The 22,150-nt window shown below is 60.4% G+C and carries 21 protein-coding genes; 17 read left to right on the forward strand and 4 right to left on the reverse strand.

Translation table 11 applies throughout. The features are described 5' to 3' along the window. Positions 1-31: 31 nt before the first annotated feature. From hscA to KZX66_RS12710, 14 genes are all read left to right on the forward strand, one after another. Positions 32-1,894 (forward strand): Fe-S protein assembly chaperone HscA, encoded by a 1,863-nt coding sequence (gene hscA, locus KZX66_RS12645; RefSeq protein ID WP_248079793.1) that lies wholly within the window; start codon positions 32-34, stop codon positions 1,892-1,894. Positions 1,895-1,897: 3 nt separating this feature from the next. Further along, positions 1,898-2,239 carry an ISC system 2Fe-2S type ferredoxin gene (gene fdx / locus KZX66_RS12650; protein WP_032890689.1) on the forward strand — a complete coding sequence of 114 codons (342 nt, stop codon included), beginning with the start codon at positions 1,898-1,900 and terminating at the stop codon, positions 2,237-2,239. A 14-nt stretch (positions 2,240-2,253) separates the two neighbouring features. Further along, the gene (gene iscX, locus KZX66_RS12655) at positions 2,254-2,454 is read left to right on the forward strand and encodes a Fe-S cluster assembly protein IscX (RefSeq protein ID WP_003194015.1); all 201 of its coding nucleotides are present in this window, start codon (positions 2,254-2,256) and stop codon (positions 2,452-2,454) included. 94 nt (positions 2,455-2,548) lie between these two features. After that, positions 2,549-2,974: a nucleoside-diphosphate kinase gene (gene ndk, locus KZX66_RS12660; protein WP_248079795.1), complete on the forward strand. Its 426-nt coding sequence runs from the start codon at positions 2,549-2,551 to the stop codon at positions 2,972-2,974. Positions 2,975-3,003: 29 nt separating this feature from the next. Then, the gene (rlmN, locus tag KZX66_RS12665) at positions 3,004-4,152 is read left to right on the forward strand and encodes a 23S rRNA (adenine(2503)-C(2))-methyltransferase RlmN (protein WP_003238464.1); all 1,149 of its coding nucleotides are present in this window, start codon (positions 3,004-3,006) and stop codon (positions 4,150-4,152) included. 12 nt (positions 4,153-4,164) lie between these two features. Beyond that, the gene (gene pilW, locus KZX66_RS12670; RefSeq protein ID WP_248079798.1) at positions 4,165-4,923 is read left to right on the forward strand and encodes a type IV pilus biogenesis/stability protein PilW; all 759 of its coding nucleotides are present in this window, start codon (positions 4,165-4,167) and stop codon (positions 4,921-4,923) included. Then, positions 4,923-5,921, forward strand: coding sequence for a RodZ family helix-turn-helix domain-containing protein (locus KZX66_RS12675; RefSeq protein ID WP_248079800.1), 999 nt, complete (start codon positions 4,923-4,925; stop codon positions 5,919-5,921). The genes pilW and KZX66_RS12675 overlap by 1 nt, the downstream gene beginning before the upstream one ends. A gap of 2 nt (positions 5,922-5,923) precedes the next feature. Beyond that, complete coding sequence (gene ispG / locus KZX66_RS12680; protein ID WP_003175952.1) at positions 5,924-7,033, forward strand: flavodoxin-dependent (E)-4-hydroxy-3-methylbut-2-enyl-diphosphate synthase; 1,110 nt, start codon at positions 5,924-5,926, stop codon at positions 7,031-7,033. 21 nt (positions 7,034-7,054) lie between these two features. After that, positions 7,055-8,344, forward strand: coding sequence for a histidine--tRNA ligase (gene hisS, locus KZX66_RS12685; protein WP_248079802.1), 1,290 nt, complete (start codon positions 7,055-7,057; stop codon positions 8,342-8,344). Between the two features lie 41 nt (positions 8,345-8,385). Continuing rightward, positions 8,386-9,027, forward strand: a complete 642-nt coding sequence (locus KZX66_RS12690) for a YfgM family protein (protein ID WP_248079804.1) — start codon at positions 8,386-8,388, stop codon at positions 9,025-9,027. Next, positions 9,020-10,171, forward strand: a complete 1,152-nt coding sequence (gene bamB / locus KZX66_RS12695; protein WP_248079806.1) for an outer membrane protein assembly factor BamB — start codon at positions 9,020-9,022, stop codon at positions 10,169-10,171. The genes KZX66_RS12690 and bamB overlap by 8 nt, the downstream gene beginning before the upstream one ends. Positions 10,172-10,305: 134 nt before the next feature. Then, positions 10,306-11,775 carry a ribosome biogenesis GTPase Der gene (der, locus tag KZX66_RS12700; protein WP_248079807.1) on the forward strand — a complete coding sequence of 490 codons (1,470 nt, stop codon included), beginning with the start codon at positions 10,306-10,308 and terminating at the stop codon, positions 11,773-11,775. Positions 11,776-11,903: 128 nt separating this feature from the next. Beyond that, positions 11,904-13,052, forward strand: a complete 1,149-nt coding sequence (locus KZX66_RS12705) for a pyridoxal phosphate-dependent aminotransferase (protein ID WP_248079810.1) — start codon at positions 11,904-11,906, stop codon at positions 13,050-13,052. After that, positions 13,040-13,831 (forward strand): amidohydrolase, encoded by a 792-nt coding sequence (locus KZX66_RS12710; protein ID WP_248079812.1) that lies wholly within the window; start codon positions 13,040-13,042, stop codon positions 13,829-13,831. The genes KZX66_RS12705 and KZX66_RS12710 overlap by 13 nt, the downstream gene beginning before the upstream one ends. 92 nt (positions 13,832-13,923) lie before the next feature. Here KZX66_RS12710 and leuA read toward each other — a convergent pair whose 3' ends face one another. From leuA to KZX66_RS12730, 4 genes are all read right to left on the reverse strand, one after another. Beyond that, entirely contained in the window at positions 13,924-15,603 is a 1,680-nt protein-coding gene (gene leuA, locus KZX66_RS12715; RefSeq protein WP_248079813.1) for a 2-isopropylmalate synthase, read from the reverse strand. Positions 15,604-15,925: 322 nt separating this feature from the next. Beyond that, positions 15,926-16,747 (reverse strand): M23 family metallopeptidase, encoded by an 822-nt coding sequence (locus tag KZX66_RS12720; RefSeq protein ID WP_248079815.1) that lies wholly within the window; start codon positions 16,745-16,747, stop codon positions 15,926-15,928. 3 nt (positions 16,748-16,750) lie between these two features. Beyond that, complete coding sequence (xseA, locus tag KZX66_RS12725) at positions 16,751-18,130, reverse strand: exodeoxyribonuclease VII large subunit (RefSeq protein WP_248079817.1); 1,380 nt, start codon at positions 18,128-18,130, stop codon at positions 16,751-16,753. Positions 18,131-18,139: 9 nt separating this feature from the next. Next, a complete protein-coding gene (locus tag KZX66_RS12730) occupies positions 18,140-19,030 on the reverse strand; it encodes a LysR family transcriptional regulator (RefSeq protein WP_248079819.1) in 891 nt (296 codons plus the stop codon). A 99-nt stretch (positions 19,031-19,129) separates the two neighbouring features. Here KZX66_RS12730 and KZX66_RS12735 point away from each other — a divergent pair, with 99 nt between their 5' ends. The 3 genes from KZX66_RS12735 to guaB all read left to right on the forward strand — a co-directional run bounded on the left by KZX66_RS12735 (position 19,130) and on the right by guaB (position 22,091). Further along, the gene (locus KZX66_RS12735; RefSeq protein ID WP_248079821.1) at positions 19,130-19,897 is read left to right on the forward strand and encodes a sulfite exporter TauE/SafE family protein; all 768 of its coding nucleotides are present in this window, start codon (positions 19,130-19,132) and stop codon (positions 19,895-19,897) included. A 71-nt stretch (positions 19,898-19,968) separates the two neighbouring features. Beyond that, positions 19,969-20,517 carry a sugar ABC transporter ATPase gene (locus tag KZX66_RS12740; RefSeq protein WP_248079823.1) on the forward strand — a complete coding sequence of 183 codons (549 nt, stop codon included), beginning with the start codon at positions 19,969-19,971 and terminating at the stop codon, positions 20,515-20,517. 104 nt (positions 20,518-20,621) lie between these two features. Continuing rightward, positions 20,622-22,091, forward strand: a complete 1,470-nt coding sequence (gene guaB, locus KZX66_RS12745; RefSeq protein ID WP_248079825.1) for an IMP dehydrogenase — start codon at positions 20,622-20,624, stop codon at positions 22,089-22,091. Positions 22,092-22,150: the final 59 nt, after the last annotated feature.

Consider the following 22,150-nt stretch of genomic DNA (forward strand, 5'->3'; position numbering starts at 1 on the left):
ACGCCTGATAGACAGATAAGACCTGATTACCATGGCTCTACTGCAAATCGCCGAACCCGGCCAAAGCCCTCAACCGCACCAGCGTCGCCTGGCGGTCGGGATTGACCTGGGCACCACCAATTCCCTGGTTGCTGCCTTGCGCAGCGGCCTGTCCGAGCCACTGCCCGACGCCGACGGCCAGGTTATCCTGCCGTCAGCCGTGCGCTATCACCTCGATCGCACCGAAGTGGGCGAGTCGGCCAAACTGGCCGCGTCGACTGACCCACTGAATACTGTGCTGTCCGTCAAGCGCTTGATGGGACGCGGTCTGTCCGACGTCAAGCAATTGGGTGATCAACTGCCTTACCGCTTTGTCGGCGGCGAATCCCACATGCCCTTCATCGACACCGTCCAGGGCCCGAAAAGCCCGGTGGAAGTGTCTGCCGATATCCTCAAGGTGCTGCGCCAGCGCGCAGAAACCACATTGGGTGGTGAGTTGGTCGGTGCAGTGATCACGGTTCCGGCTTATTTCGATGATGCTCAGCGCCAGGCCACCAAGGATGCGGCGAAACTCGCCGGCCTGAATGTGCTGCGCCTGCTCAACGAGCCGACGGCTGCTGCCGTGGCCTATGGCCTGGATCAACATGCCGAAGGCTTGGTCGCCATCTACGACCTGGGCGGCGGCACCTTCGATATTTCGATCCTGCGTCTGACCGGTGGTGTGTTTGAGGTGCTGGCCACCGGTGGCGACAGCGCCCTGGGCGGCGATGACTTCGATCATGCAATCGCGGGCTGGATCATCAGCAGTGCCGGCTTGTCGGCTGACCTGGATCCGGGCGCGCAGCGCAACCTGCTGCAAACCGCCTGCGCGGCCAAGGAGGCGCTGACGGATGCCGCTTCTGTTGAAGTTTCCTACGGTAGCTGGTCGGCTCAACTGACTCGCGAAGCCTTTGATGCGTTGATCGAGCCAATGGTTGCCCGCAGCCTGAAAGCGTGCCGCCGTGCCGTGCGTGATTCCGGTATCGAGTTGGAAGATGTCGGCGCTGTGGTCATGGTCGGTGGCTCAACCCGTGTGCCGCGTGTCCGTGACGCGGTTGCCGAAGCCTTCGGTCGCCAGCCGCTGACAGAAATCGACCCGGATCAAGTCGTTGCCATCGGTGCCGCGATCCAGGCCGATACCCTGGCCGGCAACAAGCGCGATGGCGGTGAGCTGTTGCTGCTTGATGTGATCCCGTTGTCCCTGGGGCTGGAAACCATGGGCGGCCTGATGGAGAAGGTGATTCCGCGTAACACGACCATCCCCGTTGCCCGCGCCCAGGATTTCACCACGTACAAAGATGGCCAAACGGCCATGATGATTCATGTGCTGCAAGGCGAGCGTGAGCTGATCAGCGACTGCCGCTCCCTGGCGCGTTTTGAATTGCGCGGCATCCCGGCGATGGTCGCGGGCGCGGCGAAAATCCGCGTGACCTTTCAGGTCGACGCGGATGGCCTGCTCAGCGTGGCCGCCCGTGAGCTGGGTTCGGGCGTTGAAGCCAGTATCCAGGTCAAGCCGTCCTACGGCCTCACTGACGGCGAAATCGCCAAGATGCTCAAGGACTCGTTCCAATATGCCGGTGACGACAAGGTCGCCCGCGTACTGCGCGAACAGCAAGTGGATGCCCAGCGCCTGCTCGAAGCGGTGCAGGGCGCCCTTGACGCTGATGGCGAACGCCTGCTGGATGCTGAAGAGCGCATGGTCATCGACCTGCAGATGCAGGAACTGGCCGAACTGATGAAAGGCAACGATGGTTATGCCATCGAGCAACAGACCAAGCGCCTGTCGCAAGTTACCGATGCCTTTGCTGCCCGCCGCATGGACCAGACGGTCAAAGCCGCCCTGGCGGGACGCAACCTGAATGAAATCGAGGAATAATTAATGCCGCAGGTCATTTTTCTGCCACACGCCGAGCATTGCCCGGACGGTATGGTTGTGGAGGCTGAGACCGGCAAGTCCATCCTCGAAGTTGCCCACGACAATCACATCGAAATCGAGAGTGCTTGCGGTGGTGTGTGTGCCTGTACCACGTGTCATTGCATCATTCGCGAGGGTTTCAACTCGCTTGAGGAAGCCGATGAACTGGAAGAGGACTTTCTCGATCGTGCCTGGGGCCTTGAGGCGCAATCGCGTCTAAGCTGTCAGGCAAAGGTGGGGACTGAAGACATCACTGTCGAAATTCCGAAATATTCGCTCAACCATGCAGCCGAAGCGCCGCATTGATTCAAGGAAGTGTCATGAGTCTTAAATGGGTTGATGTGCAAGAGATCGCTATCCTGTTGGCCGATGGCAACCCGGATCTTGATCCCTATTCCCTGAATTTTGTTGCTTTGCGTGACATGGTCATGGCTTTGCCAGGGTTTGAGGATGAGCGGGATCGTGGCGGCGAAAAGGTCCTTGAAGCTATCCAGACTGCCTGGAAAGAAGAACAGGACTGACGGCCCCCACCTTACGCAGTTAGGCAATACCCAATAACCCGCGTATAATTCGCGGGTTTAATTTTTCGTAAATTACCGTTTCTGGAGTTACACCATGGCTGTTCAACGTACTTTCTCCATCATCAAGCCTGACGCTGTTGCAAAAAACGTCATCGGTGAGATCACCACTCGTTTCGAAAAAGCCGGCCTGAAGGTTGTAGCTTCGAAGCTCAAGCAACTGTCCAAAGCTGAAGTTGAAGGCTTCTACGCTGAACACAGCGCTCGTGGTTTCTTCGGTGACCTGGTTGCATTCATGATCTCCGGTCCTGTTGTTGTTCAGGTTCTGGAAGGCGAAAACGCCATCGCTCTGAACCGCGAACTGATGGGCGCCACCAACCCTAAAGAAGCAGCTGCCGGCACCATCCGTGCTGATTTCGCTGAATCCATCGACGCCAACGCTGTCCACGGTTCGGACTCCGAAGCCGCTGCTGCTCGCGAAATCTCGTACTTCTTCGCCGCTACTGAAGTAACCGCTCGCTAAGCATCGGCTTAAAGAGTGAGGGTGAATCCATGACTACATCGACTGTTAAAACCAACCTGCTGGGGCTGACCCAGCCGGAAATGGAGAAATTCTTCGACTCAATCGGGGAGAAGCGTTTCCGTGCCGGTCAGGTAATGAAATGGATTCACCACTTTGGCGTCGATGATTTCGACGCCATGACGAACGTCAGCAAGGCCCTGCGCGACAAGCTCAAGGCTATTGCTGAGGTCCGTGGTCCCGAAGTGGTCAGCGAGGACATCTCCAGCGACGGCACCCGCAAGTGGGTGGTACGCGTGGCGTCCGGCAGCTGCGTCGAGACCGTGTACATTCCCCAGGGCAAGCGCGGTACTTTGTGCGTTTCGTCCCAGGCAGGCTGTGCCCTGGACTGCAGTTTCTGCTCCACCGGCAAGCAAGGCTTCAACAGCAACCTCACCGCCGCCGAAGTCATCGGGCAGGTGTGGATTGCCAACAAATCCTTTGGCAGCGTCCCGGCTACCGTCGACCGTGCCATCACCAACGTGGTGATGATGGGCATGGGTGAGCCGCTGCTGAACTTCGACAACGTGATTGCGGCCATGCATTTGATGATGGACGACCTCGGCTACGGCATCTCCAAGCGCCGTGTGACCCTGTCGACCTCCGGTGTGGTCCCGATGATCGATGAGCTGGCCAAGCACATCGACGTCTCCCTGGCGTTGTCGCTGCACGCACCCAATGACGCATTGCGTAACCAATTGGTGCCGATCAACAAGAAGTATCCGCTTAAGATGCTGCTCGAATCCTGCCAGCGTTATATGGCGACCTTGGGCGAGAAGCGCGTGCTGACCATTGAGTACACCATGCTCAAGGACATCAACGACAAGGTCGAACACGCCGTCGAGATGATCGAGTTGCTCAAGAACACCCCGTGCAAGATCAACCTGATCCCGTTTAACCCGTTTCCTCATTCTGGTTACGAGCGGCCGAGCAACAACGCCATCCGTCGTTTCCAGGATCAACTGCACCAGGCCGGCTACAACGTCACCGTGCGCACCACCCGTGGTGAAGACATCGACGCCGCCTGTGGCCAATTGGTAGGGCAGGTGATGGACCGCACCCGCCGCAGCGAGCGTTATATCGCCGTGCGTGAACTGAACGCCGCCGACGATCTACCGCAAATTGCTGTGAATCGAATCTGAGAGAGGATCTCTATGCCCTTGCGCCTGGCGCTGCTGCTGCTTGTTACCGGCTTCACGGCCGGTTGTGTTTCATCGGGCCATGACAGCCCTTTGCAAACCGGCAAAGGTCGTGACGAAGCGCGAGTTGCCTATGTACAGCTGGGGTTGGGCTACCTTCGGCAGGGCATGAGCGAGCAGGCCAAGGTGCCGTTGAAAAAGGCCCTTGAGCTTGACGGCAGTGATGCCGACGCCAATGCCGCACTGGCGCTGGTGTTCCAGGCCCAGGCCGAGCCGGAATTGGCGGAACAGTATTTCAGTAAGGCCCTGGCCTCTCGGCCCGCGGATCCGCGGCTGCTGAACAATTACGGCAGCTTCCTGTTCGAACAGAAACGTTATGACCAGGCTGCGCGTTATTTTGCGCAAGCGTCCGCCGATACCCTCTACCCGGAGCGCTCGCGGGTGTTCGAGAACCTCGGGGTGACCTCTATGCGCCTCGGTCAGCGTGACGACGCCCGCCAGCAACTGATAAAAGCCCTGCACCTGAACAGTCGTCAGCCACGCGCCTTGCTCGAAATGGCTGAGTTGTCTTACGAAGACAGGCATTATGTGCCGGCACGTGACTATTACGAGCGTTTTAGCCTGCTCAGTGGGCAAAATGCACGTAGTCTATTGCTCGGCGTGCGCCTGGCGACGGTTCATGACGACCGCGACACGGCCGCACGGTTTGGCCAGCAACTCGAACGACTCTATCCCGGTACGCCGGAATATCAGCAATACCTGTCGGAGCAATGATGAAAGCGGCGCACCCGGAAGTTGTAGCAGCGAATCGCGTAAACCCAGGCGACACCTTGCGTCAGGCCCGCGAAAGCAATGGTTGGTCGCTGGCGGAAGTGGCCCTCAAGCTCAATTTGACCACCACATCCCTGGCCAACCTGGAAGCCGGCGCGTTCGATAAGCTGCCAGGGCATACGTTCGCCCGCGGTTATATCCGCGCCTATGCCAAGTTGCTGGGGATCGACCAGGCCTCTCTGGTTCAGGAATTCGACCAGTTCACCGGTACCGACTCTCAAGGCAGCAATGTCCATGGCCTGGGTCGCATCGAAGAACCGGTGCGGGTTTCCCACACGATTCTGCGAATTGTCAGCCTGCTGTTGCTGATCGCCGTGATTGGCGGCGGGTTTCTCTGGTGGCAAGACCAGGCCTCCCTGCGTACTAAGGATCTGACCAGCAACGCCATGGAGCACGTCGAAGTCGAAAGCGCCGACGGCACCACCCAGATTCACCCGCTGGATGAGCCGGAAGACCAGGCCGTGGCTGACGGCCAGGCCGCGCCTGAAGCACCGCTGGCCAGTGAGCAGCCTGCGCTGCAAACGGCCCCGACTACGACGGCCGCCGCACCGGCTCCAGCGACACCCGAAACTCCCGCTGCACCGGTTGCTGCCCCGCCCCATACGCCAGCGACGCAGGCGCAGACCCCAGCGGCTCCTGTCCCCGCTGCTCCGGCAACACCTGTCATGTCGCCGCCCACCACCCCTGCGTTGATCGCCGGTGATGGCCGTGTCCAGATCACGTTCGTCGCTGACTGCTGGACGCAAGTCACCGATGGCAATGGCAAAGTGCTGTTTAGCGGTCTCAAGCGTAAGGGAGATACGCTCGACCAGGGCGGCAAGCCTCCTTTGACGCTGCGTCTGGGCTATGCCCGTGGCGCGCAAGTGGCCTACAACGGCCAGCCTGTGGACGTGGCGCCGTTCACCAGTGGCGAGACCGCTCGCCTCAAGTTGGGACAATAGTCATGCACGGCGAATCTCCAATCAAACGTCGCGTATCGCGCAAGATCTGGGTCGGCTCGGTGCCGGTGGGCGGTGATGCGCCCATCGCGGTGCAGAGCATGACCAACAGCGACACCAATGATGTGGCTGCCACCGTGGCCCAGATCAACCGTCTGGAAGCCGCAGGCGTCGATATCGTGCGGGTTTCCGTGCCCGATATGGACGCTGCTGAAGCCTTTGGTCGTATCAAGCAATTGGTCAAGGTGCCGTTGGTTGCCGACATCCATTTTGACTACAAGATCGCGTTGCGCGTCGCCGAACTGGGCGTGGATTGCCTGCGGATCAACCCAGGCAACATCGGTCGCGAAGACCGTGTGCGTGCGGTGGTGGACGCTGCCCGTGATCGCGGCATTCCAATCCGCATCGGTGTCAACGCCGGTTCCCTGGAAAAAGACCTGCAAAAGAAATACGGCGAGCCTACCCCGGCGGCGCTGGTTGAGTCGGCCCTGCGCCACGTCGAGCACCTTGAACGCCTGAATTTCCAGGACTTCAAGGTCAGTGTGAAGGCTTCCGACGTGTTCATGGCGGTTGAAGCCTACCGCCTGCTGGCCAAGGAAATCGTGCAGCCATTGCACCTGGGTATCACTGAAGCGGGCGGTTTGCGCTCAGGCACAGTGAAATCTGCAGTGGGTCTCGGTATGCTGCTCGCCGAAGGGATTGGCGATACTATCCGCATCTCGTTGGCGGCAGACCCGGTAGAGGAAGTGAAAGTCGGCTACGACATTCTCAAATCCCTGCGTTTGCGTTCCCGTGGCATCAACTTCATTGCCTGCCCGAGTTGCTCGCGGCAGAACTTCGACGTGGTGAAAACCATGAACGATCTGGAGTTGCGTCTCGAAGACCTGCTGGTGCCGCTGGATGTCGCGGTGATCGGCTGTGTGGTCAACGGGCCGGGTGAAGCCAAGGAAGCCCATGTGGGCCTGACCGGCGGTACCCCAAACCTGATTTATATCGACGGCAAACCGTCGCAGAAGTTGACGAATGACAATCTGGTGGATGAGCTGGAAAAGCTGATCCGCGAGAAAGCGGCCGAAAAGGTCGCGGCTGACGCAGCGCTGATCGCGCGCGGCTAAGAACGAACTTAAGGATTTGATGTGAGCAAGTCTCTGCAAGCCATTCGTGGCATGAACGACATCCTGCCGGAGCAGACGCCACTGTGGCGTTACTTCGAGAACACTGTCGCGCGCCTGCTGGATAACTACGGTTACAAGCAGATCCGCATGCCGATCGTCGAGTTCACCGAGCTGTTCAAGCGCTCCATCGGTGAAGTGACCGACATCGTCGAAAAAGAGATGTACACCTTTGAAGACCGCAACGGTGACTCCCTGACCCTGCGTCCGGAAGGTACCGCCGCGTGCGTGCGCGCGGTGCTCGAGCACGGCCTCACCGGTGGCGGCCAGCCGCAGAAGCTGTGGTACATCGGCCCCATGTTCCGCCACGAGCGCCCCCAGAAAGGCCGTTATCGTCAGTTCCACCAGATCGGCCTGGAGGTGTTCAACCTCGACGGTCCGGACATCGACGCCGAGCTGATCGTGCTGACCTGGCGCCTGTGGGGCATGCTGGGCATTCGCGATGCCGTCAAGCTTGAACTCAACAGCCTGGGGACCAGCGAGTCCCGTGGCCGTTATCGCGAAGCCCTGGTGGAGTTTCTCAGTGCTCACCTGGACAAGTTGGACGAAGACAGCCAGCGCCGTCTGAAAACCAACCCGTTGCGCGTATTGGACACCAAGAACGCCGACACCCAGGCCGTGCTGGTCGATGCGCCGAAAATGGCGGATTACCTGGACGACGAGTCCCGTACGCACTTCGAGGGCCTCAAGGCTCGCCTGGATGCTGCCGGTATTCCCTACGTGATCAACCCCAAGCTGGTGCGCGGCCTCGATTACTACAGCAAGACCGTGTTCGAGTGGGTTACCGACAAGCTCGGCGCCCAGGGCACCGTGTGCGCGGGTGGCCGCTACGACGGGCTGGTCGAACAGATGGGCGGCAAGCCGACCTCGGGCGTGGGTTTTGCGATGGGTATCGAGCGGTTGATTCTGCTGCTCGAAACCCTGGGGCAGGTCCCGGAAGAAATCTCCCGCCAGGTGGACGTCTACCTTTGCGCCTTTGGCGAGGCTGCCGAACTGGCTGCCCTGGCCTTGAGTGAACAGGTGCGTGACCAACTGCCAAACCTGCGCCTGCAGATAAACGCCGGCGCCGGCAGCTTCAAGAGCCAGTTCAAGAAGGCTGACAAGAGCGGTGCGCTGTACGCACTGATCCTCGGCGATGACGAACTGGCCCAGCAAGTGATAGGTTTCAAACCCCTGCGTGGCCAGGGCGAGCAACAGAACATTGCCTTTGATGCGCTTGCTGCGCACTTGGCCACCTGTATTGTGCAGGGTTGAAGCTGTCGAACAGCCGAATTTAGCGATTAAGGAGTATTGGGGTGTCGAGTACTGATGATGAGCAGTTGGCCGAGTTCAAGGACTGGTGGCAGCGTAACGGCAAGCCCCTGGTTACTGGCGGCCTGCTGGCTTTAGTAGTGGTGTTCGGCTGGCAAGCCTGGACGAAGTATCAGGCCAACCAGTCCCAAGGCGCCTCGATTCTCTATCAGCAACTGCTGGAAACGACGCTGACGCCAACTGGCAAACCTGATCCTGCACAGGTAGCTGACCTGGCCGGCAAGCTCAAAAGTGAATTCGGCGGTAGCACCTACGCCCAATACGGCAGCCTGTTTGTCGCGAAAGTCGCGGTCGATACCGGCAAGCTGGATGACGCCGCTGCAGAACTGAAGGCAATCGCCGACAAACCGACCAACCCAACCCTGGGTGAAATCGCACGTCAGCGCCTGGCGCAGGTATTGGCGGCACAGAACAAAGCTGACGAAGCACTCAAACTGCTCGACGGCGATGCTGACAAGGCATTTGTAGCCACTCGCGAAGAGCTCAAGGGCGACCTTCTGGTCCAATTGGGTCGTACCGACGAAGCCAATGCTGCGTATAAAAAAGCCAAGGCGGCGCTGTCTGATGAAGCGGCGGTCGGTGGCTTACAAATCAAGCTGGACGACTTGGCCAAAGGGGATGCGTGACGTGATCCGTTGGAAACATGCAGCATTGCTGGCTCTGGCCGTTCTGGCCGCGGGTTGCAGCAGCAACAGTAAAAAAGAACTGCCTCCGGCCGAGCTGACCAGCTTCAAGGAAGAAGTGGTCCTGCAAAAGCAGTGGAGCCGCTCCATTGGTGATGGCCAGGGCGAAACCTACAACATGTTGGTACCGGCAATCGACGGTGACAACATTGTGGCCGCTGACGTGACCGGCGTGGTGATCTCCATGGATCGCATGAACGGCGACGTGAAGTGGAAAAAAGACCTTGAGTTGCCCGTGTCCGGCGCCGTAGGCGTGGGTTATGGCCTGGTCATGGTCGGCACCCTCAAAGGCGAAGTCGTGGCGCTGGATTCCAGCAGCGGTGAAGAGAAATGGCGCGCTCGCGTGACCAGTGAAGTGCTCGCACCGCCTGCCACCAACGGCGATATTGTCGTGGTGCAAACCCAGGACGACCGTGTGATCGGTCTGGACGCCAGCACTGGCGAACAGCGCTGGTTGTACGACAGCACCCCGGCGGTGTTGACCCTGCGCGGTACCAGTGGTCCGGTTGTGACCAACAATCTGGCCGTTGCAGGTCTGTCGACCGGTAAAGTGGTCGCCCTGGACACCCAGAACGGCGTACCGGCCTGGGAAACCCGCGTGGCCATCCCACAAGGTCGTTCCGAACTGGATCGCGTCGTGGACATTGACGGCGGCTTGCTGCTGTCGGGCGAAACCCTCTACGTCGCCACCTATCAGGGCCGCGTTGCGGCGTTGGACCTGCAGAGCGGCCGCGTCAACTGGCAGCGTGATGCTTCCAGCTACGCCGGTGTCGCCCAAGGGTTTGGCAGCGTCTACGTAAGCCTGGCGTCCGGCACCGTTGAAAGTGTCGACGAGCGCTCCACCACTGCGTTGTGGAGCAACGACTCCCTGGCTCGCCGTCAGCTGTCGGCACCGGAAGTGTTCTCCAGCTACGTAGCGGTCGGTGACTTCGAAGGCTACCTGCACCTGCTGAGCCAGGTGGACGGTCGCTTTGTAGGCCGTGAGCGTATCGACAGCGACGGCCTGCGTGCGCGTCCGCTGGTGGTGGGTAACATGCTTTATGTGTATGGCAACAGCGGCAAGCTGGAAGCCCTGACCATCAAGTAAGAACCATGCTTGGGGTAACACCCAGGCGGCCCCGCTTCGGCGGGGCATGCGGCATCTGACGATGCTGCCCCGAGCACCAGCCGCTGCCATGCAGCGGCTTTTGTATTTTCTGAAATAACGAAGTGGAGAGCCGCATGGTTCCCGTAATCGCCCTGGTGGGCCGACCTAACGTCGGCAAGTCCACCTTGTTCAACCGCCTGACCAGGACTCGCGACGCTATTGTCGGCGACTTGTCCGGTCTGACCCGTGATCGCCAATACGGTGAGGCAAAGTGGCAAGGGCGCTCCTACATTATTGTCGACACCGGTGGTATCTCCGGTGACGAGCATGGCATGGACGAAAAAATGGCCGAGCAGTCGCTGCTTGCCATTGAAGAGGCCGATGTCGTGTTGTTCCTGGTGGATGCCCGCGCGGGCTACACCGCAGCCGACCAGATGATTGGCGAGCACCTGCGCAAACGCAACAAGCGTTCCTATTTGGTCGCCAACAAGATCGACAACATTGATCCTGAGCAGGCCCGTGCCGAATTCAGCCCGATGGGCCTGGGCGACGCGATTCCTATCGCAGGTGCCCACGGTCGCGGCATCACCCAAATGCTGGAAATCGCCCTGCGCGACTTCCCGAAGGATGACGTCGAGGAAGAAGAGGGCGACGAGGAGATTGTGGCCGAAGGCGAGGAAGCCAAGCGCATTCCTGGCCCAAGCGAAAAAGATGGCATCAAGATCGCCATCATCGGCCGTCCGAACGTCGGCAAGTCCACCTTGGTCAACCGCATGCTCGGTGAAGACCGGGTTATTGTCTACGACCAGCCCGGCACCACCCGCGACAGTATCTACATCCCGTTCGAGCGTAACGACGAGAAGTACACGCTGATCGACACCGCCGGTGTGCGCAAGCGCGGCAAAATCCACGAGGAAGTTGAAAAATTCTCGGTGGTCAAAACCCTGCAAGCCATCAAAGACGCCAACGTGGTGATCTTCGTGATGGACGCCCGCGAAGGCGTGGTGGACCACGACCTGAACCTGCTTGGCTTCGCCCTGGAGGCGGGTCGCGCGCTGGTCATCGCGATCAACAAGTGGGACGGCATGACGCCGAGCGAGCGCGATTTCGTGAAAATCGAGCTGCAACGCCGCTTGTTCTTCGTCGAGTTTGCCGATATCCACTTTATCTCGGCACTGCACGGCACCGGCGTGGGCAATCTCTACGCATCCGTACAAAACTCGTTCAAGTCCGCAGTCACCCGCTGGCCGACCAACCGTCTCACCCAGATCCTCGAAGACGCCGTGGGCGAGCACGCGCCGCCGATGGTCAACAACCGCCGGATCAAACTGCGTTACGCCCACTTGGGTGGGGCCAACCCGCCGATCATCGTGATCCACGGTAACCAGATCGAGAAGGTGCCCAAGTCCTACGTGCGTTACCTGGAAAACACCTACCGCCGTGTCTTGAAACTGGTCGGTACGCCGATCCGTATCGAGTTCAAGGGTGGCGAGAACCCATACGAAGGCAACAAGAACACACTGACTGACCGTCAGGTGAACAAGAAGCGTCGTTTGATGACTCACCACAAGAAGGCCGACAAGAAGCGCCGCGACAAAAAATAACGGCTGCTTCACGTTGTAAGTTGCAAGAGAGGGCTCCTTCGGAGCCCTTTTTTGTGCCCGGCGGTTTGTCGCTTGACCCGCTTGTGGCTTGCAGCTTACAACTTGCAGCTCACCCGAAGGGGGCTCCCATGATCACCAGCAAGCTGCCGAATGTCGGCACCACCATTTTCACCACCATGTCGCAACTGGCTGCCGAAACCGGTGCGCTTAACCTGTCCCAGGGCTTTCCCGACTTCAATGGCCCCCAGGGGTTGCTCGATGCCGTGGGCAAGCACGTTGCCAGCGGGCATAACCAATATTCCCCGATGACCGGCTTGCCGGCACTGCGCCAGCAGGTGGCGGCCAAGATCGCCCGCAGTTACGGAGCCACCGTTAACCTGGACAGCGAAGTGACCATCACCCCTGGCGCCACCGCGGCGATCTTCTGTGCGATCCAGGCGGTGATTCGCAACGGTGACGAAGTGATCGTGTTCGACCCCAGTTACGACAGTTATGAGCCCTCGGTCGAACTGGCCGGTGGCCGCTGCGTGCACGTGCAACTAAGCCTGCACGGCTTCGCACTCGACTTCGAGAAGATCAAGGCCGCGCTGTCGCCCCGTACGCGCATGATCATCCTCAACAGCCCGCACAACCCCACCGGCGCCCTGATCAGCCGCGCCGAGCTGGACCAGTTGGCCGAATTGATCCGCGACCGGGATATCTACCTGGTCAGCGACGAAGTCTATGAACACTTGGTATTCGACGGCGTGCCGCATGTCAGCGTATTGGCTCACCCGGAGCTGTATCAGCGTGCGTTCGTGGTCAGCTCGTTTGGCAAAACCTACCACGTCACCGGCTGGAAAACCGGGTATGTCGTGGCGCCACCGGCGCTGACCGCGGAGCTGCGCAAGGTGCACCAGTACGTCAATTTCTGCGGTGTGACGCCGTTGCAGTACGCGCTGGCTGACTTCATGGCCGAACACCCGGAACACGTCGACGAGCTGCCGGCGTTCTATCAGGCCAAGCGCGATCTGTTCTGCGACTTACTGGCGCCGTCGCGTTTCACGTTCACCCGCGTTACCGGCACCTACTTTCAACTGGTGGACTACTCTCGCATACGCCCGGACCTGGATGATGTGGCCATGTCGTTGTGGATGACCCGCGAGCACGGTGTGGCGACGATCCCCGTCTCGGTGTTTTACCAGAACCCACCCCAAGGCCAGCGCCTGGTGCGCCTGTGCTTCGCCAAACGCGAGGAGACGCTGCAACAAGCAGCCGAAAAACTATGCGTGATCTGAGTGCACTGCCAAACCTGAACATCGCCCTGGTCCAGACCACCCTGGCCTGGCATGACCGCACGGCCAACCTTGAGCACTTCGAGTTGCTGTTGGAGCAGGCTAGGGGCGCCGACCTGATCGTGCTGCCGGAGATGTTCACCACGGGGTTCTCCATGGACTCGCAGGCTCTGGCCGAGCCCGAAAACGGCCCCACCCAGCATTGGCTCAAGGCCCAGGCGGCGAAGTACCACGCTGTGATCACTGGCAGCGTGATCATCCGGGCCGCCGATGGCAGCCACCGCAACCGGCTGCTGTGGGCGCGGCCGGATGGCGAAGTGTTGCATTACGACAAGCGCCACCTGTTCCGTATGGCCGGTGAGCACAACCATTACACCCCCGGCGAACAGCAGGTGCAGTTTGAGGTGAAGGGCTGGCGTATTCGCCCGCTGATTTGCTACGACCTGCGCTTTCCCGTATGGAGCCGTGATGCTCAGGACACCGACCTGCTGCTGTACACCGCCAACTGGCCCGGCGCGCGGCGCCTGCATTGGAACCGTTTGCTGCCGGCGCGGGCCATCGAGAACCTGTGTTACGTGGCGGCGGTGAATCGGGTGGGCACGGACGGTAAGGGTTTCGCCTATACCGGTGACAGCCAGGTGCTGGATTTCCAGGGCGAAACATTGCTGAGCGCGGGGGAGGCCGATGGCGTGTTCCAGGTAAGCCTGGATGCATCGGAGTTGGCGGCCTACCGCAGCAGGTTTCCGGCGAACCTGGATGCCGATCGCTTTGAGTTTGTCTGACAGTTAGCGGGCTACCCAGGAGAGCGCTTTCAACGATGCAATAAAAAGGCCCCTGGATAAGAATCCAGGGGCCTTGTGTATAGCGGCGAAGGTTACGCCGCTTTGGCTTCCAGCTGGCTCAGCGAGCGGTTCAGCGCGCTGAACACCGCCTTGAAGCTGGCGGTGGTGATGTTTTCATCAATCCCCACGCCGTGCACCGGGCGCTCACCGTTCACGCGCAATTCGATGTAAGCGGCGGCCTTCGCGTTTGTGCCCGCGCCAATCGCGTGTTCGTTGTAGTCCATGATCTCTACCTTGATCGGCAGCGAAGCGACCAGGGCTTCCAGGGTGCCGTAGCCTTTGCCTTTCCAGTGCAGGTTGGTTTCGCCCTGGCCTTTGCCCGAGACTTCCACTTCCACCGAACTGTTGCCGTTCTCTTCCTGCAGGCGATGGCTGACCAGCGCGTACGGGGTGTTGGCTTGCAGGTATTCACGTTGCAGCAAGGCGTAGATCTGCGGCGCGGTCATCTCCAGGCCGACGCGGTCGGTTTCGGCCTGAACCACCTGGCTGAACTCGATCTGCATGCGGCGTGGCAAGCTGATGTCGTATTCCTGCTCCAGCAGGTAGGCGATGCCGCCTTTGCCCGACTGGCTGTTCACACGAATCACTGCCTCGTAGCTGCGACCGATGTCGGCCGGGTCGATCGGCAAGTACGGCACTTCCCACAGGGCATCGTCTTTCTGCTGGCTGAAGCCTTTGCGGATGGCGTCTTGGTGGGAGCCGGAGAATGCGGTGTGCACCAAATCGCCCACGTACGGGTGACGCGGATGCACCTGGATCTGGTTGCACTCTTCAACGACTTTGCGCACGCCGTCGATGTCGGAGAAGTCCAACTGCGGGTCGAGGCCCTGGGTGTACATGTTCAAGGCCACGGTCACCAGGTCGACGTTACCGGTCCGCTCGCCGTTGCCGAACAGGCAGCCTTCGACACGGTCAGCGCCGGCCATCAGGCCCAGCTCGGTGGCGGCTACGCCGGTGCCACGGTCGTTGTGGGTGTGCAGGCTGATGATCACGCTGTCACGACGGTTGATGTGGCGGCCGAACCACTCGATCTGGTCGGCATAGATGTTCGGAGTGGCGCATTCAACCGTCGCCGGCAGGTTGAGGATCATTTTGTGCTCAGGCGTCGGGTTCCACACCTCGATCACGGCGTCGCAGACTTCCTTGGCGAACTCCAGCTCAGTGGCGCTGAAGGTCTCCGGGGAGTATTCGAAGGTCCACTGGGTTTCCGGCTGCTGGGCGGCATATTTGACGAACAGCTTGGCCGCGTTGACCGCGATGGCCTTGATGCCGTCCTTGTCCTGGTTGAACACGATACGGCGGAACGACGGCGAGGTGGCGTTGTACAAGTGCACGATGGCTTTCTTGGCGCCGCGCAGGGACTCGAAGGTGCGTGCGATCAAGTCTTCACGGCCCTGGGTCAGCACCTGGATGGTGGTGTCCTCGGGGATGTGATTGTCTTCGATCAGGGTGCGTACGAAGTCGAAGTCGGTCTGCGAGGCGGCCGGGAACGACGCCTCGATTTCCTTGACGCCGACAGCGACCAGGGTTTTCCAGAAGCGCAGCTTCTTCACCGCGTCCATTGGTTCGATCAGCGATTGGTTGCCATCACGCAGGTCGGAGCTGCACCAGATCGGCGCGCTGGTGATGGTCTTCGATGGCCAGGTGCGGTCCGGGATATCGATAGTCGGGAACGCGCGGTACTTCGAAGACGGGTCTTTGAGCATGCTCATCGGGAAATCCTTTGTTTAGGGGCCGAGAAAAGGCGGCCTGCCGTGTAACTATTGTTGGGAGTAAAGCTTGGGACGAGGCAGATCGATTCAGCCTGGCAGTCGTGCGCTGACGAGGCACAGGCTGCGGTGCTGGCGAAGCTGAATGAGGGTGTGAGAGGTTTTCATAAGCTCAACCCTAACCGCCGGGGTGAAAGATGGCAAGCAGTCAAGAAAAATTGAGATAAGTTCTTCTATTCGCAGGGTGGGCGAGATTATATGGCGGTAATACGGCTGGGCGTTGAGTTTAATTGCGCGGCCTTTACGGCGCGCGCAATCCCGTCATTCAGGGCTGGAAGGCGCCGATGAAGATCGCCGGATCCACCCGTGCATCGTTCAAACTGACATTCCAGTGCATATGCGGCCCGGTCGCGCGACCTGTCGCGCCGACCTTGCCTACCACGGCGCCGCGCACCAGTTGCTGGCCCACCTTCACATCGATCGTCGACATATGGCAGAACATGCTGATAAAACCCTGGCCGTGGTCGACGAAGACGGTGTTGCCGTTGAAGAAGTAATTGCCGACCAAAATCACCTTGCCGTTCGCCGGCGTCTTGATCGGTGTGCCTGCCGGCACCGCAAAATCCAGGCCCGAATGCGGGTTGCGTTCCTCGCCGTTGAAAAAGCGGCGTACGCCAAACTTGCTCGACAGCGGCCCGTTCACAGGTTTATCCAGCACCAGGTTGCTCGGCAGGTTGGGGCTGAAGCTGCGGTAAGCCTTGATCTGCACGGCCAGCTCTGCCTCGATGCGCTTGAGTTGGGCGGGTGCTGGGTTGACCTGGCTTTTATTTTTCAAGGTGATGCGCTGTTCCGGGTATTGCTTGTAGCCCACGATAAACGGCAGGCTGCGCCCGCCACTGCTGATGCGCTCGTTACCCGGCTTGACGCTCAGGGGGATACCGACAATCGCCAGCCAGTTGTCCTGCTCCTTGACCACCAGCACCGGCTTGCCTTGATACGTGGCTTTTGGCGCGCCGGCCGCAGGCCCCAGGTCGACCACCGCAACGCCACCCGGCACCGGTTTGTTCAAGGTACGGCTGATATAGCTATCGGCGTGGGCATTCAAGGCGAGGCACAGCAGCATCAACAAGCTAGCAAGACGTGGCATCAATCAATCCAATAACGAAAGGGTGACAGGCGTCAGGTGGTTATCTTCCACCCGTACCTGCAATTGGCCTTCACCGAGGCGCGCGGTGAGGCGCTGACCGGTATGGGTTTGCGCAGCGCTGCGAATGGCCTGGCCGCGTTCATCCAGCAGGATGCTGTAGCCACGCGCCAAGGTGGCCAGTGGACTGACCACCTGCAATGTCTGCGCCTGGCTTTGCAGGTGCAGGCGGCGGGCCTTGAGACCTTCGCGCATGGCGCGGGGCAGACGTTCGGCGAGGCTGTCCAGGCGCTGGCGCAGCAACGCCAACTGACGACCGGGGTGCTGGCCGGCAAGGCGGGTTTCCAGGCGGATCAAGCGTTCGCGGCGGGTATTGAGGCTGCGCTCGAAGGCGCGGCGCAGGCGCATGTCCAGGTCATCCAGGCGTTGAGCCTGCTGGCGCAGACGTTCGCCGGGGTGACGCAGGCGGCGGGCCATGCCTTCCAGGCGCAGGCGGTCGTGAGTCAGGCGATTGCGCATCAGCATCACCAGGCGGCGATGCAGGTTCTCCACCTGGCGCACCAGATGGCTGGCGTCCGGCGCCAGCAATTCAGCGGCGGCAGACGGGGTGGGCGCACGCACGTCGGCCACGAAGTCGCTGATGGACACATCGGTTTCATGCCCGACGGCGCTGACGATCGGCGTGACACAGGCATCCACCGCACGCGCGACGGCTTCTTCGTTGAAGCACCACAGGTCTTCCAGGGACCCGCCGCCACGGGCCAGGATCAGCGCGTCAAAGCCGCGGGCGTCGGCGAGTTTCAGCGCACGCACGATCTGCGGGATCGCTTCGCGGCCTTGAACCGCGGTCGGAATCAAGGTCAGTTCGATGTTCGGCGCCCGACGGCGGAACACGCTGATGATGTCGCGGATCACCGCGCCGGTGGGTGAGCTGATAATGCCAATGCGTCGAGGGTGGGCCGGCAGCGGCACCTTGCGCTCGGCGCTGAACAAACCCTCGGCGCTGAGTTTTTGCTTCAGCGCATCGAAGGCCAGGCGCAGCGCGCCATCGCCGGCGGGCTCCACGGTGTCGAGGATCAGTTGGTAGTCGCCACGGCCCTCGAACAACGAGACCTTGCCACGCACCTTCACCGCCAGGCCATCCTTCAACGCCTGGCGCACCCGCGCGGCATTGTTGCGAAACAACGCACAACGCACCTGGGCGCCGCTGTCCTTAAGGGTGAAATACACATGGCCGGAGGCGGGGCGGGCAAGGTTGGAGATCTCGCCTTCAACCCAGATATTGGTGAATACGTCTTCCAGCAACACCCGCGCACGGCCGTTGAGTTGGCTGACAGTCAGGACTTCACGGTCCAGGCCCAGACGGGCAAAGGGGTCTTTAATCATGGCGGCAGTTTATAGGCATTCGTGCAAGGTTTGACAGAATTGCTCCACCAGCGGGCTCGGCGCCTGCTGGCAGGCCACGGCCACGGTACTGAGGCAGTCCGGATCGGCCAGGGGTAAAAACTGCACGTTGGTGGGCGCAATGTCTTGCATGGATTTGGGCAACAAGGCGATACCGAAGCCGGCCTGAATCAACTGCAACTGGGTGGTCTTGCGCGACATCACCCGCGCCGCCTTGGGAAAAAATCCGGCGCGCATGCACAGTTCAGCCGACAGATAACTCAAGCCTCCGCGCTGTGGATGGGGAATTGAGATAAACGCTTCGTCCTTGAGTTGCGTCAGTTCGACGGGCCTGTCACTGCGCGCCAGCGGGTGATCTGGCGGCACAGCCAGCAGCAATTGCTCGCTATATAAAGGCCGTACCTGCACCCCTTCGCGCTGGCGTAACACCGGCAGGCGCAGCAAGCCAGCGTCCAGGCGCCCGTCGGCGATCTCCTCCAATTGGGCCTCGGAAGACAATTTGACGATGTCCATCGACACGCCTAAGCAGCGCTGCAGCCAGGTGCTGACGCCGTGCAGCAAAAGGCCGCTCATCGGCACGGTGCTCGAATGGCTCAGGCGCAGGGTGCCGACTCTGCCGTTGCCGACCTGGGTCGCCATTTCACTGGCCTTGAGCAACTCACTCAGCAGGTTACGCGCCCGAGGATAAAAGGCTTCGCCGGCTGCGGTCAGCCGGGGCTGGCGCGCGGTGCGCTCGAACAGCGGTGTCTGCAGGTGGTTTTCCAGCGACTTGATCTGCCGGCTCAACGCCGATTGCGCCACGAACAGACGCTCGGCCGCCGCGCTGAAGCTGCCGCTGTCAGCGATTTCGACGAAATAGCGCAGTTGGCGAGTGGAAATCACGGGGGATGCCTTTTTGAGATGGCTTGAGCGCTTTGAAGATATTAGTCGCATCCCTTCTCGATGACTAAAGTAAAAGCCATCTCTTTCAAGGAATGCCCCATGAGTCCGGTTGAGCTGATGAGCCAGTGGTCGTTTGGCGGTATGGATTGGCTGGTGATCGGCCTGGGTGTGGCGGTGGCGTACATCGTGTTTGGCATTGCCGGCTTTGGCACGGCGCTGGTGGCGGGGCCGGTCCTGCTCCTGTTTATGCCGTTGTCGAAGATCATCCCATTGCTGGTGTTGCTGGATTTTGTCGCGGCCTTTGGCGGCCTGTTGCAAACCCGGCGGGAGGTGAACAAACCGGAGTTGCTGCGATTGCTGCCGTGCATGGCCATCGGTTGCACGCTCGGTGTGGTGTTTTTGCTCAACCTGCATTCGGATCTGTTGCTGCTGTTGATGGGGCTGTTTATCAGCGCCTACGCCATCTACACCCTGGCGGTGAAAGCGCGCCCCACGCAATTGGCGGCGGGCTGGTCGATCCCCATGGGCACAGTGGGCGGGCTGTTTGGTGCACTCTTCGGCAGTGGCGGCTTTTTGTATGCGATCTACCTCAACAGCCGCCTGCCCAAGGACGCCGCGCGGGCGACCCAAAGCGCACTGATCAGTTGCAGCACGGTGGTGCGACTGAGTCTGTTCCTGATTGCCGGGGTGTATGCCGATGTGCCGCTCTTGCTGATGGCGCTGTGCTTGCTGCCGGCGATGGCGCTGGGGTTGTGGTGCGGGCGCCGCTTGACCATGCGCATGTCCCGTGAGGCGTTTGTGCGGCTGGTGACATGGCTGGTGCTGGCCAGTGGCATTGCGTTGATCGGGCGCTACTTGAGTACTTGACCTGCGTGGGGCAGGGATTAAGCTGCCAGCCTTCAGGGCCCCATCGGGGGCAGCCACACCGCCGGACTCCCATGAATTCCCAAAGCATCCTTGTTCCGAAAATTTCCACCTTGCCGGTCCACGAACCCCGCGCACGGGCCATCGTGCGCTGGCTGGTGCGCAAAAACATCATCAAGGAAGAACTGACCACCTGCGGGCGCACCGGTAATCGTATGGCCTACGCCTTGGCCGATGGTGCCCGCGCCGTGGTGTTGTACCCCGAGGCGCTGCCGTTCAACGAGCCGGTCAATGGCCTGGAGATCATCTACAAGCGCTGCATCTACACGCCGGCCAAGGGTTTTCTCGAAGAAGCCGGCTGCCCGGAGTGCCGCAAGGAGGTAGGCGAAGCGCTGTTCGACAGCCTGGAAGACTGGATGCCCGGCCACACCGACAACTTCACCTGCCCGCTGTGTGGTCATGAAGATGACATCAACGGCTTCCTGTTCCTGCAGGAATGCGGGTTTTCCAACCTGGGATTCATCTTCAACAACTGGGCGGAGGCAGGGTTCAAGCAGAGCTTTATCGACGAATTTGCCGATTGGCTGGACCAGAAGATCAGCTGGGTTAAGGTCGAACTTTAATCCATCTATCAGTATTACCAAGTTTGTCAGAGTTTTACGTTGAGACCCGGGGGGTGCATGTATATAATGGCGCGCTTCCATTTTCCCGCTCGGGAGCCCCCGCGATGCTGCGTATCAGCCAAGAAGCTCTGACATTCGACGACATTCTCCTAGTGCCCGGTTATTCCGAGGTGCTTCCTAACGAAGTCAGTCTCAAGACCCGCCTAACCCGTGGCATCGAGCTGAATATTCCCCTGGTTTCCGCTGCGATGGACACCGTTACCGAAGCCCGTCTGGCCATTGCCATGGCGCAGGAAGGCGGTATCGGTATCATCCACAAGAACATGACCATCGAGCAGCAAGCTGCCGAAGTGCGCAAGGTCAAGCGTTACGAAGCCGGTGTGGTGAAAGATCCGATCACCATCGAAGCCGACGCCACCGTGCGTGACCTGTTCGACCTGACCCGCCTGCACAACATCTCCGGTGTTCCCGTGCTGCATGATGGCGACCTGGTCGGCATCGTCACTTCCCGTGACGTGCGTTTCGAAAACCGTCTTGAAATCACCGTCCGCGAAGTGATGACGCCTAAAGAGCGTCTGGTCACCGTCAAGGAAGGCGCCGACAAGAACGACGTGCGCGAGCTGCTGCACAAGCACCGCATCGAACGCGTGCTGATCGTCGACGACGCATTCGCCCTCAAAGGCATGATGACCGTCAACGACATCGAAAAAGCCAAGGCTTACCCGCTGGCCAGCAAGGATGACCAAGGTCGTCTGCGTGTTGGCGCTGCCGTCGGTACCGGTAAAGACACCGGCGACCGCGTGGCCGCCCTCGTTGCAGCCGGTGTTGACGTGGTAGTGGTCGACACTGCCCACGGCCACTCCAAAGGCGTGATCGACCGCGTGCGTTGGGTCAAGCAGAATTTCCCTGACGTGCAGGTGATCGGCGGCAACATCGCCACCGGCGCTGCCGCCAAGGCCCTGGCTGAAGCTGGCGCCGACGCGGTCAAGGTCGGCATCGGCCCAGGCTCCATCTGCACCACGCGTATCGTCGCCGGTGTGGGCGTGCCGCAGATCAGCGCCATCGCCAACGTCGCCGCTGCCCTTGAAGGCACGGGCGTACCGTTGATCGCCGACGGCGGCATCCGGTTCTCCGGTGACCTGTCCAAGGCCATCGTTGCCGGTGCCTCCTGCGTGATGATGGGCTCGATGTTCGCCGGTACCGAAGAGGCCCCGGGCGAGATCGAACTGTTCCAGGGCCGTTCGTACAAGGCTTACCGCGGCATGGGTTCGCTGGGCGCCATGTCCCAGGCCCAGGGCTCCTCCGACCGTTACTTCCAGGACTCTTCGGCAGGCGCCGAGAAGCTCGTACCGGAAGGCATCGAAGGCCGTGTGCCGTACAAGGGCACCCTGAGCGCGATCATCCATCAACTGATGGGCGGCCTGCGTTCCTCGATGGGCTACACCGGCAGCGCCGACATCGAAGAAATGCGCACCAAGCCAGAGTTCGTACGGATCACCGGCGCCGGCATGGCTGAATCCCATGTCCACGACGTGCAGATCACCAAGGAAGCGCCAAACTACCGCGTAGGTTGAGGCTTCCAGCAAAACGTTAAGTAACCGGGGCTGTTCTTTCAGCCCCGAGTTGTTTCTGA

The sequence above is a fragment of the Pseudomonas sp. EYE_354 genome (assembly GCF_023148575.1).
Classification (GTDB): Bacteria; Pseudomonadota; Gammaproteobacteria; order Pseudomonadales; family Pseudomonadaceae; genus Aquipseudomonas.